This is a genomic window from Variovorax sp. BGA-UO-ETr-C22, from assembly GCF_059567965.1.
Genome location: NZ_JCAQPA010000011.1, coordinates 2,831,384 through 2,843,576, shown reverse-complemented (window position 1 = coordinate 2,843,576; position 12,193 = coordinate 2,831,384). Strand labels below are relative to the sequence as shown.

Here is a 12,193-nt window from a genome sequence, read left to right as displayed (position 1 = left end):
ATGGGCTTGAGCACTCACGTACTGGACACGATGCACGGCGGCCCCGCGGCCGGCATGGAGGTGGCGCTGTACACCACCGACGGCGACGCCGCGACGCTGGTGAAGCGCTTCACGCTGAATTCGGACGGCCGCAGCGACGGTCCGCTCTACGACAACAACTCGATCAAGGTCGGCACCTACCGGCTGGTGTTCGACGTGGCGGGTTATTTCAAGGCCCGCGGCGTGACGCTGCCGGAGCCGAACTTCCTGAACAAGGTGGCGCTGGACTTCGGCGTGGCGCACACCGACCAGCACTACCACGTGCCCTTGCTCGTGAGCCCGTGGAGCTACTCCACCTATCGGGGCTCCTGAGGTCAGTCCCCTTGTTGCTGTCCCTCTGTCAGGGTGTCGAGCTGGAAACGCCCGCTCTTGTCCCACAGCCAGGTGTCGGTCCACGTGACTGCGCCCAGGCGCTGGGCGGGCGGGAAGGGCGCGGCCTGCAGCACGGCGCGCTCGATCTCGGCGATCACCTCGGGCGCGTGCTTGGGCGCGCGCAGCCAGTGCATCGAGACCACCTTGCCGCCGGCGTCCAGGTTCACCTGCAGCGTGCCGACCGCGTACAGCAGCGGCGGCATCTGGCCCTTGTAGATGCGCGAGGGGTTGGCGTTGTAGATGTGGCGTGCGGCGTCGCGGCGGTACTCGCGCGCGGTGGCCGCACTGGAGGCGCGCGGCGCGGGGCCGCTGCCCTGTGCGCTGCCGGCGCCGCTCAGCTGGCCGGGCACCGAGCCCGTCGAGCCGCAGCCGGCGAGCCACAAGGCGGAAAGAACAGTGGCGGCCCAGGCGAGGCGGCGCGGCGTAAGCTGGCGGTTCGTCATCATCGCCGGGGTTATACCGTGAGTTGTTGCTGCCTCGGCAACCGAAGGTTTCGGTCATGAACGGTGCGGTCGATCAATTGCTGGCGCGTCTTCGCCATGAAGACGCCGTGCTGGTGCGCGTCGAATCGACGCAGGGCTCGGCCCCGCGCGAGGCCGGCACGTGGATGGCCGTGTGGGCCGACGGGCTCACGGCCACCATCGGCGGCGGCCAGCTCGAGTTCCAGGCCACGCAGGAAGCGCGCGAGATCCTGGCCGGCACGCGCAGCCTCGAGGGCGTGCAGCGCTACCCGCTGGGCCCGAGCCTGGGCCAGTGCTGCGGCGGCGTGATGTTCCTGACCTACCGGCGCATCGGTGCGGCCGACGCGCCCGCGCTGCAAAAAGAACTGGTCGCGCAACTCGAACCCGTCGCGCTGTTCGGCGGCGGCCACGTGGGCGCCGCATTGGCGCGCCTGCTGGCCGTGCTGCCGTTCTCGGTGCGCTGGATCGACAGCCGCGACGGCGTGTTCCCCGACGCACTGCCCGCGCAGATCGACACCGAGCACTCGGAGCCTGTGCAGGACGCGGTGGCCGCGCTCGCGCCCGGCAGCCGCGTGCTGATCATGAGCTTCAGCCACGCCGAAGACCTGGACATCGTCATCGCCTGCCTGAAGCGCCTGCGCACGCGCAACGACCTGCCCTACATCGGCCTCATCGGCAGCAAGACCAAATGGGCCACCTTCCGCCACCGGCTGGAGGCGCGCGGCTTCACGGCCGACGAGCTGGCGCGCGTCACCTGTCCGATCGGCGTGCCCGGCATCACGGGCAAGGAACCCGAGGTGATCGCGGTGGCCGTGGCGGCACAGTTGTTGCAATCGCTGGGCTGAACAGGGTTTTCCCTTGGCGGCGACGCCGCAAATAGCATCCCGCCTCGTGCGAAAACTGTATACACTTTCGGTCCACAACAAGCCGCAGCGGAGCGAGGTCCATTTCAACGGACCTGCGTTCGCGGCACTTTCTCTGCTTACAGCGCCCGCGGTGGTGAGCAGGCTGAAACCCCTCCTTGGCGCCCCCACGCGCCAACAGGGTTGAGAGAGCGCTATATGGAAAGCTACTACCTCGACTGGGCCAACCTGCTGCTGCGCTGGGTCCACGTCATCACCGCCATCGCCTGGATCGGCGCCTCCTTCTACTTCGTGATGCTGGACAACAGCCTCGAGAAGCCGCAGGACCAGGAGTCGCTCGACAAGGGCGTGGGCGGCGAGCAATGGGCCGTGCACGGCGGCGGCTTCTACAACAGCCAGAAGTACGCGCTGGCGCCCAAGAAGCTGCCCGATCACCTGCACTGGTCGTACTGGGAGAGCTATTCGACCTGGCTCACGGGCTTTGCGCTCTTCACGATGTCGTACCTGTGGAACGCGAGCACGTACCTCATCGACAAGAGCAAGATGGACTGGCAGCCCGGCGCCGCCATTGCCGTGGCGCTGGCCTTCTTCGTCGTGTTCTGGATGGTCTACGACGGCATCTGCCAGATCTTCGGGCGCCGCAAGAACGGCGACACCATCGTCGGCGTGCTGATCGCGATCTTCATCGTCTTCGCGACCTGGCTGGCCTGCCAGTGGTTCGCGGGCCGTGCGGCCTTCCTGCTGGTGGGCGCCATGATGGCCACCACCATGAGCGGCAACGTGTTCTTCTGGATCATCCCGGGTCAGCGCAAGAACGTGAAGGCGCTGCGCGAAGGCCGGCCGGTCGACCCGGTGCACGGCCAGCGCGGCAAGCAGCGCAGCGTGCACAACACCTACTTCACGCTGCCGGTGCTGTTCGCGATGCTGAGCAACCACTACAGCTTCACCTACACGCACAAGTACAACTGGATCGTGCTGCTGCTGATCATGCTCGGCGGCGCGGCCATCCGGCAGTTCTTCGTGGTGCGCCACCGCTTCAAGCTGGGCAACGCGGGCAACCCGCTGCCCTACGCCATGGTCGGCATCGCGGTGCTGGGCCTCACGATCGTGTGGATGAAGCCCGAGCCGGCCGCGCCCGTCGCCGCCGCCGCCCAGGCCGCGCCCGCCGTGGCCTACCAGGACGTGCAGAAGGTGCTGGAGCAGCGCTGCTTCATGTGCCACGGCGCGGCCGTGCAGATGAAGAACGTGCGCGTCGACACGCCCGACCAGGTGACGGCGCATGCGCAGGCGATCTACCAGCAGGTCGTGGTGACCAAGATCATGCCGATGAACAACGCGACGAACATCACCGACGAAGAGCGGGCGTTGATCAGCCGCTGGTTCCAGGCCGGCGCCAAGACGAACTAGCAGACCGTGGCCTGCGAGGGCGGGCCGCCGGTCGTCGCACAATCGCCGAATGGAGACAACACGCAAGCCATGACCGCATCGACCTCGCCCTCAGCAACAGCTCCCGACCCGCGCGAAGCCCCGCGCGCTTTTCTCGAACACCTGTACCGCGTGGCGGTGGACCGCGCACTGCCGCTGTCCACGCTGGGCGCCCATCTGCCGAAACCGCCCAAGGGCCGCACCGTGGTGCTGGGCGCCGGCAAGGCCGGCGGTTCGATGGTGCAGGCGCTCGAGGCGCTGTGGCCGGCCGACGCCCCGCTGTCGGGCCTGGTCGTCACGCGCTATGACCACATTCCGCCGCGCCCCGCAGGCGTGCCGCAGCGCATCGAGATCGTCGAGGCCGCGCACCCCGTGCCCGACGCGGCCGGCCAGCAGGCGGCCGAGCGCATCCTGGCGCTCACGCAGGGCCTCACGGCCGACGATCTCGTGCTGTGCCTCATCTCCGGCGGCGGCTCGTCGCTGCTGGTGCTGCCGGCCGAGGGCCTCACGCTGGCCGACAAGCAGCGCATCAACAAGCAGCTGCTCGACAGCGGCGCCCACATCGGCGAGATGAACTGCGTGCGCAAGCACCTGTCGCGCATCAAAGGCGGCCGGCTCGCGGCGGCCTGTGCGCCGGCGCGCGTGGTCACGCTCACCATCAGCGACGTGCCGGGCGACGACCCGGCCGTGATCGCCAGCGGCCCCACCGTGCCCGACGCCACCACCTGCGCCGACGCGCTGGCCATCCTCGACCGCTACGGCATCGAGGTGCCGGCGCCCGTGCGCGCGCAACTCGAAAGCGGCGCGCTCGAAACCCCCAAGCCCGACGACGCCGTGTTCGCCGGCCACAGCACCCACCTCATCGCCACGCCGCAGCAGTCGCTCGAAGCCGCCGCCGCGGCCGCACGCGCCGCCGGCATCGGCGTGCATGTGCTGAGCGACGAAATGGAAGGCGAATCGCGCGAAGTGGGCAAGGTGCATGCGGCGCTCGCCCGCGCCGTGGCCCTGCGCGGCGAGCCCTTCGCCCGGCCCTGCGTCATCCTGTCGGGCGGCGAAACCACCGTCACCATCCGTCCGCGCCAACCCGGCCAGGCCAAGGGCCGCGGCGGGCGGGCCGGCGAGTTCTGCCTGGGCCTGGCCGGCGCGCTCATGGGCCAGCCGCAGGTCTGGGCGCTGGCGGCCGACACCGACGGCATCGACGGCGTGGAAGACAACGCCGGCGCCTTCGTCACGCCCGACACCCTGGCGCGCGCCACGGCGCAGGGCAGGAAGCTGTCCGACCACCTCGACCGCAACGACGCCTACGGCTATTTCGACGCCATCGGCGACCTGTTCGTGACCGGTCCGACGAACACCAACGTCAACGACTTCCGCGCGATCCTCGTGCTGTAGGCGCGCCCCGGCCCCTGGCGGGGGCCGCCGGCAAGCTTTGTGAACTCAGGTTAATCTACGGCCCCGGCGGCGCTTGGCCGCCGTTGTCGCATGCGCACCCCCACGGGGTGCCGCGCCGCGCGCCCGATTTCCCGTTTCGTTTTCACCATCCAGTCCTCGAAGGAAAGAGTTCGCCATGACCGCCACCTACACCGACACCCGCCTGCTGATCGACGGCCAATGGGTCGACGCCGCCGACGGCAAGACGCTCGACGTGCTGAACCCCGCCACCGGCAAGGCCATCGGCAAGGTGGCGCACGCCAGCATCGTCGACCTCGACCGCGCCCTGGCCGCCGCCCAGCGCGGCTTCGAAGCCTGGCGCGACACGCCCGCCAACGAGCGCGCCGCCGTGATGCGCCGCGCCGCCGGCCTGATCCGCGAACGCGCCCTGGACATCGCCAAGCTGCTGACGCAGGAACAAGGCAAGCCGCTGGGCGAGGCCAAGGTCGAAATGATGGCCGCCGCCGACATCATCGAGTGGTTCGCCGACGAAGGCCGCCGCGTGTACGGCCGCATCGTGCCCTCGCGCAACCTGGCCGCGCAGCAGCTGGTCATCAAGGAGCCGGTCGGCCCGGTCGCGGCCTTCACGCCGTGGAACTTCCCCGTCAACCAGATCGTGCGCAAGCTCGGCGCCGCGCTGGCCACCGGCTGCTCCTTCCTGGTGAAGGCGCCCGAAGAAACCCCGGCCTCGCCGGCCGCGCTGCTGAAGGCTTTTGTCGACGCCGGCATTCCGGGCGGCGTGGTGGGCCTGGTGTTCGGCAACCCGGGCGAGATCTCGAGCTACCTCATCGCGCATCCGATCATCCGCAAGGTCACCTTCACCGGCTCGACCCCGGTCGGCAAGCAACTGGCCGCGCTGGCCGGTTCGCACATGAAGCGCGTCACGATGGAACTGGGCGGCCACGCCCCGGTGATCGTGGCCGAAGACGCCGACGTGGCGCTGGCCGTCAAGGCCGCCGGTGCCGCCAAGTTCCGCAACGCCGGCCAGGTCTGCATCTCGCCGACTCGCTTCCTGGTGCACAACAGCCTGCGTCATGAGTTCGCGAGCCTGCTGGTCAAGCACGCCGAAGGCCTGAAGATGGGCGACGGCCTGGCCGAAGGCACCAACCTCGGCCCGCTGGCCAACGCCCGCCGCCTCACGGCCATGGCCCATGTGCTGGAAGACGCGCGCAAGAAGGGCGCCACGGTCGCGACCGGCGGCGAACGCGTCGGCGACACCGGCAACTTCTTCGCACCCACCGTCATCACCGACGTGCCGCTGGACGCCGACGTGTTCAACAACGAACCCTTCGGCCCCATCGCCGCGATCCGCGGTTTCGACACGCTCGAAGAGGCCATCACCGAAGCCAACCGCCTGCCGTTCGGCCTGGCCGGCTACGCCTTCACCAAGTCGATCAAGAGCGCGCACCTGCTGAGCCAGAAGCTCGAGCTGGGCATGCTGTGGATCAACCAGCCCGCCACGCCCTCGCCGGAAATGCCGTTCGGCGGCGTGAAGGATTCGGGCTACGGTTCGGAAGGTGGCCCGGAGGCAATCGAGGCCTACCTGAACACCAAGGCCGTTTCGATCCTCGGCGTCTAACTAGTCTTCGGCGGAGGCGTTCCAGAACGCCTGCTGAACGCCTTCCAGCGTCTCCAGCTCCGCGATCACCTGGTCGAGCTCTTCGGGCTCGACCGCGGTGGCGTACAGCGTTGCGGCGATCTCCGTGTCGGCCTGCCCGAAGGCGTGCTGGTCGATGTCGCGCACCGGGTAGTTCGCGGCTTCCAGCTGCACCAGCAGCTGGTCCATCACCTCGGGCCGCGCCGCGCGCGAACAGATCACGCGCACCGTGTAGGTCGCCTCGCTCGATTCCTCGTGCACCGGGCGGCGGTTGATGCGGTTCACCACCGGCCGCAGCAGCGTGTTGCTCGCCAGCACGAAGAGCGCGGCGATCAACGCCTCGCCCAGCAGGTCGGCGCCCGCACAGGCGCCCACCGCGGCCGACCCCCACAGCGTGGCCGCCGTGTTCAGGCCCGTGATGTTGGCGCCTTCCTTCATGATCGCGCCGGCACCGAGAAAGCCGATGCCCGAGACCACGTAGGCGACCACGCGCACCGCGCCGTCGGGGCCGCCCAGGCGGGCCGCCATGTCGACGAAAACGGCCGCGCCCACGGCCACCAGCGTGTTGGTGCGCAGCCCCGCGGTGCGCTGGCGCACCTGGCGTTCGAAGCCGATCAGCGAGCCGAGCAGGAAGGCCGCGCCCACGCTGACCAGGGTGTCCAGCAGCGAGGGCAGGTTGATGTGGCGAATGGCTTCCATGAGTGATCCTCCTGATCCTCTGTGTGCGAAGCAGGGTAGCGGCCTTGTGTGACAGCCGCGACCCTGCGTTCGCCGGGTGGTTCTTGTCTTACTGCCAGCCGTACTTGCGCGCGTACCAGCCCTTCACGGCCTGCGTCAGCGTCGCGTAGCCGACGAGCATCAGCACCAGCCACGGGAAGTACGCGAGCGGCAGCGCCTGCAGCTTGAAGTAGTGCGCCAGCGGCCCCATCGGCAGCCAGATGCCCACGGCCGCAATCGCCGCGCCCATGGCCAGCAGCGGCCAGGCCGCGCGGCTTTGCAGGAACGGAATCTTGCGCGTGCGGATCAGGTGCACGATGAGCGTCTGCGACAGCAGGCCTTCAATGAACCAGCCCGACTGGAACAGCGTCTGGTGCTCCACCGAATTGGCCGCGAACACGAACCACATCACGGTGTAGGTCAGGATGTCGAACACCGAGCTCAGCGGCCCGAAGAACACCATGAAGCGGCCCAGGTCGGCCGGGTTCCAGCGCTGCGGTGTCTTCAGGAATTCCTCGTCCACGTTGTCGAACGGGATCGCGATCTGCGACACGTCGTACAGCAGGTTCTGCACCAGCAGGTGCAGCGGCAGCATCGGCAAGAAGGGCAGGAAGGCGCTGGCCACCAGCACCGAGAACACGTTGCCGAAGTTCGAGCTGGCCGTGATCTTGATGTACTTGAGCATGTTGGCGAAGGTGCGGCGGCCTTCGACCACGCCTTGCTCCAGCACCATCAGGCTCTTCTCGAGCAGGATGATGTCGGCCGATTCCTTGGCCACGTCCACTGCGCCGTCCACCGAGATGCCGATGTCGGCGGCGCGCAGCGCGGGCGCGTCGTTGATGCCGTCGCCCATGAAGCCGACCACGTGGCCGTTGGCATGCAGCGCCTGCACGATGCGTTCCTTGTGCGCGGGCGTGAGCTTGGCGAACACCTGGCGCATCTCCACCACCTGCCGCAGCTCGGCCTCGTTCATGCGCTCGACCTCATGGCCCAGCACCATGCGCCCGGCGTCGATGCCGACGTCACCGCAGACCTTGCGCGTGACCAATTCGTTGTCGCCGGTCAGCACCTTCACTGCCACGCCGTGCGCGGCCAGCGCCTGCAGCGCGGGCGCGGTCGATTCCTTCGGCGGATCGAGGAAGGCCACGTAGCCCAGCAGCGTGAGCCCCGCCTCGTCGGCCACGCCGTAGGCCGGCTTGCGTGCACCGGCGTGCAGCGTGCGGCTGGCCACGGCCACCACGCGCAGCCCCTGGGCATTGAGCTCCGAGGCCACGCGGTGGATGCGCGCCATCACGTCGGCGTCGAGCGCGAGCACCTCGGCGCCGCGTTCGACCGAGGTGCACACCGACAGGATCTCTTCGAGCGCGCCCTTGCAGATCAGCAGGTGCTCGTCCTCGCCGTGCGCCACCACCACCGACATGCGGCGGCGCGAGAAGTCGAAGGGCACTTCGTCGACCTTGCGCCAGCCGGTCTGCAGCTGCGTGTCGAGCTGCACTTCGGCGTGGCTGAGCACGGCCTTGTCGAGCAGGTTCTTCAGCCCGGTCTGGTGAAAGCTGTTGAGGTAGGCCTGCTGCAGCACGTGGTCGGAGTCTTCGCCCCAGGCGTTGGTGTGGCGTTCGAGCACGATGCGGTCCTGCGTCAGCGTGCCGGTCTTGTCGGTGCACAGCACGTCCATCGCGCCGAAGTTGTGGATGGCTTCGAGGCGCTTCACGATCACCTTGCGGCGCGACATCACGACGGCGCCCTTGGCCAGCGTGGCGGTCACGATCATCGGCAGCATCTCGGGCGTGAGCCCGACCGCGATCGACAGCGCGAACAGCGCCGCCTCCCACCAGTCGCCCTTGGTCACGCCGTTGATCACCAGCACCAGCGGCGCCATCACCAGCATGAAGCGGATCAGCAGCCAGCTCACGCGGTTGATGCCGGCCTGGAAGGCGGTGGTGCCGCGGTCGGTCGCGCTCACGCGCTGGGCCAGCGCGCCGAAGAAGGTGCGCTCGCCCGTGTGCACGATCACCGCGGTGGCGGTGCCGCTGATCACGTTGGTGCCCATGAACAGCAGGTTGTCGCGCTCCAGCACGCCGGCCTGGTGGTCGGCGGCTGTGGCGGCGAACTTCTCCACCGGCATCGATTCGCCGGTGAGCGCCGACTGGCTGATGAACAGGTCTTTCGCCGAGAGCAGGCGCGCGTCGGCCGGGATCATGTCGCCGGCCGACAGCGCGATCACGTCGCCCGGAACGAGGTCGCGCATCGGCACTTCGATGCGTTGCGTGCCGGCGTGCGCGAGGTCGAAACCGTCGTCACCCGCGCGGCCGGCCTTCTCGCCGGGCGCGGGGCGCAGCACCGTCGAGGTGTTGCTCACCATCGCCTTGAGCCGGTCGGCCGCCTTGTTGGAGCGCGACTCCTGCAGGAAGCGCAGCACGGTCGACAGCAGCACCATGCTGCCGATCACCACCGTGGCCTTCGTGTCCTCGGTGACGTACGAGACCAGCGCGAGCACCGTCAGCAGCAGGTTGAAGGGGTTGCGGTAGCACTGCCACAGGTGGTTCCACCACGGCAGCGGCTGCTCGTGGCGCACCTCGTTGCTGCCCAGCCGCTTGCGCAGCGCGAGCGCGTGCGCCTCGGTCAGGCCTTGCGACGAGCTGTTCAGGCGCACCAGCACCTCGCCCGCGTCGGTGTGCGAGGCGGCGGCCAGCGCCTTGGCGATCTCGGGTGGCATCGCGGCCGAGCCGAGGCTGCTGGGCTTGGCGCTCAGCAGCGTCTGCCAGCGCTCGAAGTGGTGCCGCATGTGGCGGCTGCGCAGGAAGCTTTCGAAAAAGGACTTCAGGACGTTCTTCATTGTTCTTCTCCTGTGTGGGGGCGCTCAGCGAGCGAACGCCCAGGTGAGGCCCAGCGTCCAGCCGCGCGGGCCGTCGTGGCGCAGGTCGCGGGCGTGGCTGAGATCGACGTTGACGGCCGGCGTGGCCGTCCAGCGCAGGCCGGCGCGCCAGGCGTTGCGCCCGCCTTCGCGGAAGCGCTCGGCCACGAGCGACAGCGCGGGCAGGGCGGCCCATTCGAGCGCGGCGCCCGAGTGGCTGGTGCTCGGCCGCGCACGATGGAAGTCGCGCCCCAGGTTCAGGTGGGCGCGCCATTGGTCGTCGAACTGCCAGGTGACGGGGATCACCACGCTGCTGTCGGCAAGGCGCAACGAGGCGCGGTCGCCTGTGCTGCGTTGCCACGTGGCCGAGGCGAGCACGCCGGTGCTCAGCGTGTCGGTGAGCGCGAAGGCCCACTTGATCTGCGGGCCGGCGCGCAGGGTGCGGCCGTCGGCGCTGCGCTCGCGTTCGAGGTTCAGGCCCAGCTCGATGGGGCCGACACGGCAGGCCGGACCGAGGTGCACGAGGCGCTGGCCAGCCCAGGTCTCGATCTGGCACTGGCCCGGATCGAGGATGGCGGCGTCGTCCACCGAGTGGTGGCCGCCCGCGGCGTGGGTCTGCGTGGCGGCCAGGCCGCAGAGGGTGGCCAGCCAGGCGCGGCTTGGCGCGGGGCGGCGGGAGGCAAAGGGGCGGGCGCTGGAACGGGCGGCCGTGGCCGTCCGCACGACACGCCGCAGGCGTTCGCGGGTCATGGGTGTTTCTCCTTCGGGTGCGGCGCGCCGCGAAGGAAGGAAACGCCCGTGACGACTTGCTTAATTACTCAGCAGCAGTCAGCCGGCGGGGCTCCTCCGCAGCGCGGCAGGCTGCGAGGTGAATGGGGGATCGATCGGGCAAGGAAGGCGGCGCACAGCGGCGCAAGCAAGGGTCCGGGTCCATGAGGGCCTCCTGTTCTGTGGGGTGGCAGGGGCGGGCTTCAGCGGCGCGTGGTGCCGTGGCCGGGTGGGTCGAGCAGCAGGAAGAAGCTGCGGATGCGGCGCGTGGTCCACAGCGCGGCGGCGCGGTCCAGGGCCTGCTCGTCGTCGACGTGCGGGGCCGGGCTCACGCGCGTTGGCGCACCGGCGTGCGCCGACGGACGACCGTGCGACGGTCGCACCTGCGGATGCAACGGACGAATCTGAAACTGGCGCATGACAAGGCTCCTTCACGCTGAAGGGCCTCGCGCACGGACGCACGCAAGCTGACTGACAAAGTCAGCGACGAAGAACAACGGGAATCGGTAGGGAGAGCCGCTTGCCCGTGGGGCAAGGGGTTCGCGCTGCGGACACGGCGGCCGCCAGCGCGGGAGCTGCCTGCGCTAGAGGGCCGGGGGTGTCACGCCTGCCGAGGCACGCGTCTTGTCACTGATCCAACTGGCACTGTCCACGCACGGGGCTCCGAAATGATGATCTCCGGATTGTTGCACCGCATCATTGGCAGCGTCAACCCTTGGCATGAAGCAACAGGCTGCGTCGGGGCTGCGTGGCGTGGAGCCGGGCCTCGTTCGCGCTGCGTTCGATAGGGGCCGGAAACCAGCGGAAGATGTTCGAGTCGCTGCGCCAGCCGTTGCTGAAGCGCACGAACAGGAAGCCCGACATGGCATTGCCCAGGTCGTCCACCGGAATGCCCGCGGCGCGCAGGGCCTCGACCTCTTGCGCGGCACTCATGTCGAAGGGAAGTTTCAGCGTGATGCTCGCGCTGTGAAGACTGGGTCGGGGCATCGTGACCTCCTTTGCACTGACCATGGGACGTAGTGAAGCGCAAGGAGTTGTGTCAGGCGATACCGAAGATATGGGAGCTGTCCATTGGACAGAGGGGGTGCGATTCGCCCTCGCTCCCTCGTGGCATCCCCCGACCGGGGGATGCCAGGGGTAGGGTGGCCTATGCCGAATGCCTGCCCTCTGTGCCTATAGTCGACGCGCATGAACCCAAGCACCCCCGCCATCCTGTTCATCTGCACAGGCAACATCTGCCGTTCGCCGACCGCGCACGCACTGCTGCTCCACAAGGCGCAGCGCGCGGGCTTCGCGGTGGAGGTCGACAGCGCCGCCATCTCCGACGAGGAGCGCGGCAATCCGCCCGATCCACGCTCGGTGGCCGAGGCGCTGCGGCGTGGCATCGCGATGCCCACACACCGCGCACGCCAGGTGCATGCGGCCGACTTCGAACGCTTCGACTGGCTCATCGGCATGACGCAGCAACACTGCGCCGCATTGCGCCGGCGCGCGCCCGCCGAGGCGGCGCGCAAGGTGCGCCTGCTCTCGGAGTTCGCCGATGCCATCGGCGGCGACGTGCCCGACCCGTGGTACGGCGGCCACCAGGCCTTCATCGAGGCCTTCGACCTGATCGACCTCGGCGTGGAAGGCCTGCTCGCGCAGCTGCGTCGCGACGCGGCCTGAA

General features: G+C 69.1%; 12 protein-coding genes. 6 read left to right on the top strand and 6 right to left on the bottom strand.

Annotated elements, in window-relative coordinates:
* Positions 1 to 351 (top strand): hydroxyisourate hydrolase, encoded by a 351-nt coding sequence (uraH, locus tag AC57B8_RS33560; RefSeq protein WP_070061690.1) that lies wholly within the window; start codon positions 1 to 3, stop codon positions 349 to 351.
* Positions 352 to 353: 2 nt separating this feature from the next.
* Here uraH and AC57B8_RS33555 read toward each other — a convergent pair whose 3' ends face one another.
* Positions 354 to 857, bottom strand: coding sequence for a hypothetical protein (locus AC57B8_RS33555; RefSeq protein ID WP_496482021.1), 504 nt, complete (start codon positions 855 to 857; stop codon positions 354 to 356).
* A 53-nt stretch (positions 858 to 910) separates the two neighbouring features.
* Between AC57B8_RS33555 and xdhC the strand changes: the two genes are divergently transcribed.
* The 4 genes from xdhC (at position 911) to AC57B8_RS33535 (ending at position 6,170) form a co-directional block, all read left to right on the top strand.
* The gene (gene xdhC / locus AC57B8_RS33550; protein ID WP_496482020.1) at positions 911 to 1,717 is read left to right on the top strand and encodes a xanthine dehydrogenase accessory protein XdhC; all 807 of its coding nucleotides are present in this window, start codon (positions 911 to 913) and stop codon (positions 1,715 to 1,717) included.
* 216 nt (positions 1,718 to 1,933) lie between these two features.
* Positions 1,934 to 3,142 (top strand): urate hydroxylase PuuD, encoded by a 1,209-nt coding sequence (locus tag AC57B8_RS33545; RefSeq protein WP_496482019.1) that lies wholly within the window; start codon positions 1,934 to 1,936, stop codon positions 3,140 to 3,142.
* 69 nt (positions 3,143 to 3,211) lie between these two features.
* The gene (locus AC57B8_RS33540; protein ID WP_496482018.1) at positions 3,212 to 4,552 is read left to right on the top strand and encodes a glycerate kinase type-2 family protein; all 1,341 of its coding nucleotides are present in this window, start codon (positions 3,212 to 3,214) and stop codon (positions 4,550 to 4,552) included.
* Positions 4,553 to 4,727: 175 nt separating this feature from the next.
* Entirely contained in the window at positions 4,728 to 6,170 is a 1,443-nt protein-coding gene (locus AC57B8_RS33535; protein ID WP_496482017.1) for an NAD-dependent succinate-semialdehyde dehydrogenase, read from the top strand.
* On the opposite strand, the gene AC57B8_RS33530 is transcribed toward AC57B8_RS33535, so the two are convergent.
* From AC57B8_RS33530 to AC57B8_RS33510, 5 genes are all read right to left on the bottom strand, one after another.
* Positions 6,171 to 6,887, bottom strand: a complete 717-nt coding sequence (locus AC57B8_RS33530) for an MgtC/SapB family protein (protein WP_062480849.1) — start codon at positions 6,885 to 6,887, stop codon at positions 6,171 to 6,173. It lies immediately after the preceding gene.
* Between the two features lie 88 nt (positions 6,888 to 6,975).
* Positions 6,976 to 9,741, bottom strand: a complete 2,766-nt coding sequence (gene mgtA / locus AC57B8_RS33525) for a magnesium-translocating P-type ATPase (RefSeq protein ID WP_496482016.1) — start codon at positions 9,739 to 9,741, stop codon at positions 6,976 to 6,978.
* A 24-nt stretch (positions 9,742 to 9,765) separates the two neighbouring features.
* Complete coding sequence (locus AC57B8_RS33520; protein ID WP_496482015.1) at positions 9,766 to 10,509, bottom strand: PA4824 family protein; 744 nt, start codon at positions 10,507 to 10,509, stop codon at positions 9,766 to 9,768.
* A gap of 221 nt (positions 10,510 to 10,730) precedes the next feature.
* On the bottom strand, positions 10,731 to 10,946 hold the full coding sequence (locus AC57B8_RS33515; protein ID WP_489061941.1) for a hypothetical protein: 216 nt from the start codon (positions 10,944 to 10,946) through the stop codon (positions 10,731 to 10,733).
* A 289-nt stretch (positions 10,947 to 11,235) separates the two neighbouring features.
* Positions 11,236 to 11,514, bottom strand: coding sequence for a hypothetical protein (locus AC57B8_RS33510; RefSeq protein ID WP_240531349.1), 279 nt, complete (start codon positions 11,512 to 11,514; stop codon positions 11,236 to 11,238).
* A gap of 201 nt (positions 11,515 to 11,715) precedes the next feature.
* Between AC57B8_RS33510 and AC57B8_RS33505 the strand changes: the two genes are divergently transcribed.
* Positions 11,716 to 12,192 (top strand): low molecular weight protein-tyrosine-phosphatase, encoded by a 477-nt coding sequence (locus tag AC57B8_RS33505; RefSeq protein ID WP_496482014.1) that lies wholly within the window; start codon positions 11,716 to 11,718, stop codon positions 12,190 to 12,192.
* Position 12,193: the final 1 nt, after the last annotated feature.

What these genes read in the sequence shown, in the direction of transcription:
- uraH (WP_070061690.1), top strand. Translation starts at nt 1, where the DNA reads ATGGGCTTGAGCACTCACGTACTGGACACGATGCACGGCGGCCCCGCG.
- AC57B8_RS33510 (WP_240531349.1), bottom strand. Translation starts at nt 11,514, where the DNA reads ATGCCCCGACCCAGTCTTCACAGCGCGAGCATCACGCTGAAACTTCCC.
- AC57B8_RS33540 (WP_496482018.1), top strand. Translation starts at nt 3,212, where the DNA reads ATGACCGCATCGACCTCGCCCTCAGCAACAGCTCCCGACCCGCGCGAA.
- AC57B8_RS33535 (WP_496482017.1), top strand. Translation starts at nt 4,728, where the DNA reads ATGACCGCCACCTACACCGACACCCGCCTGCTGATCGACGGCCAATGG.
- AC57B8_RS33515 (WP_489061941.1), bottom strand. Translation starts at nt 10,946, where the DNA reads ATGCGCCAGTTTCAGATTCGTCCGTTGCATCCGCAGGTGCGACCGTCG.
- AC57B8_RS33520 (WP_496482015.1), bottom strand. Translation starts at nt 10,509, where the DNA reads ATGACCCGCGAACGCCTGCGGCGTGTCGTGCGGACGGCCACGGCCGCC.
- xdhC (WP_496482020.1), top strand. Translation starts at nt 911, where the DNA reads ATGAACGGTGCGGTCGATCAATTGCTGGCGCGTCTTCGCCATGAAGAC.
- AC57B8_RS33530 (WP_062480849.1), bottom strand. Translation starts at nt 6,887, where the DNA reads ATGGAAGCCATTCGCCACATCAACCTGCCCTCGCTGCTGGACACCCTG.
- AC57B8_RS33505 (WP_496482014.1), top strand. Translation starts at nt 11,716, where the DNA reads ATGAACCCAAGCACCCCCGCCATCCTGTTCATCTGCACAGGCAACATC.
- AC57B8_RS33545 (WP_496482019.1), top strand. Translation starts at nt 1,934, where the DNA reads ATGGAAAGCTACTACCTCGACTGGGCCAACCTGCTGCTGCGCTGGGTC.
- mgtA (WP_496482016.1), bottom strand. Translation starts at nt 9,741, where the DNA reads ATGAAGAACGTCCTGAAGTCCTTTTTCGAAAGCTTCCTGCGCAGCCGC.
- AC57B8_RS33555 (WP_496482021.1), bottom strand. Translation starts at nt 857, where the DNA reads ATGATGACGAACCGCCAGCTTACGCCGCGCCGCCTCGCCTGGGCCGCC.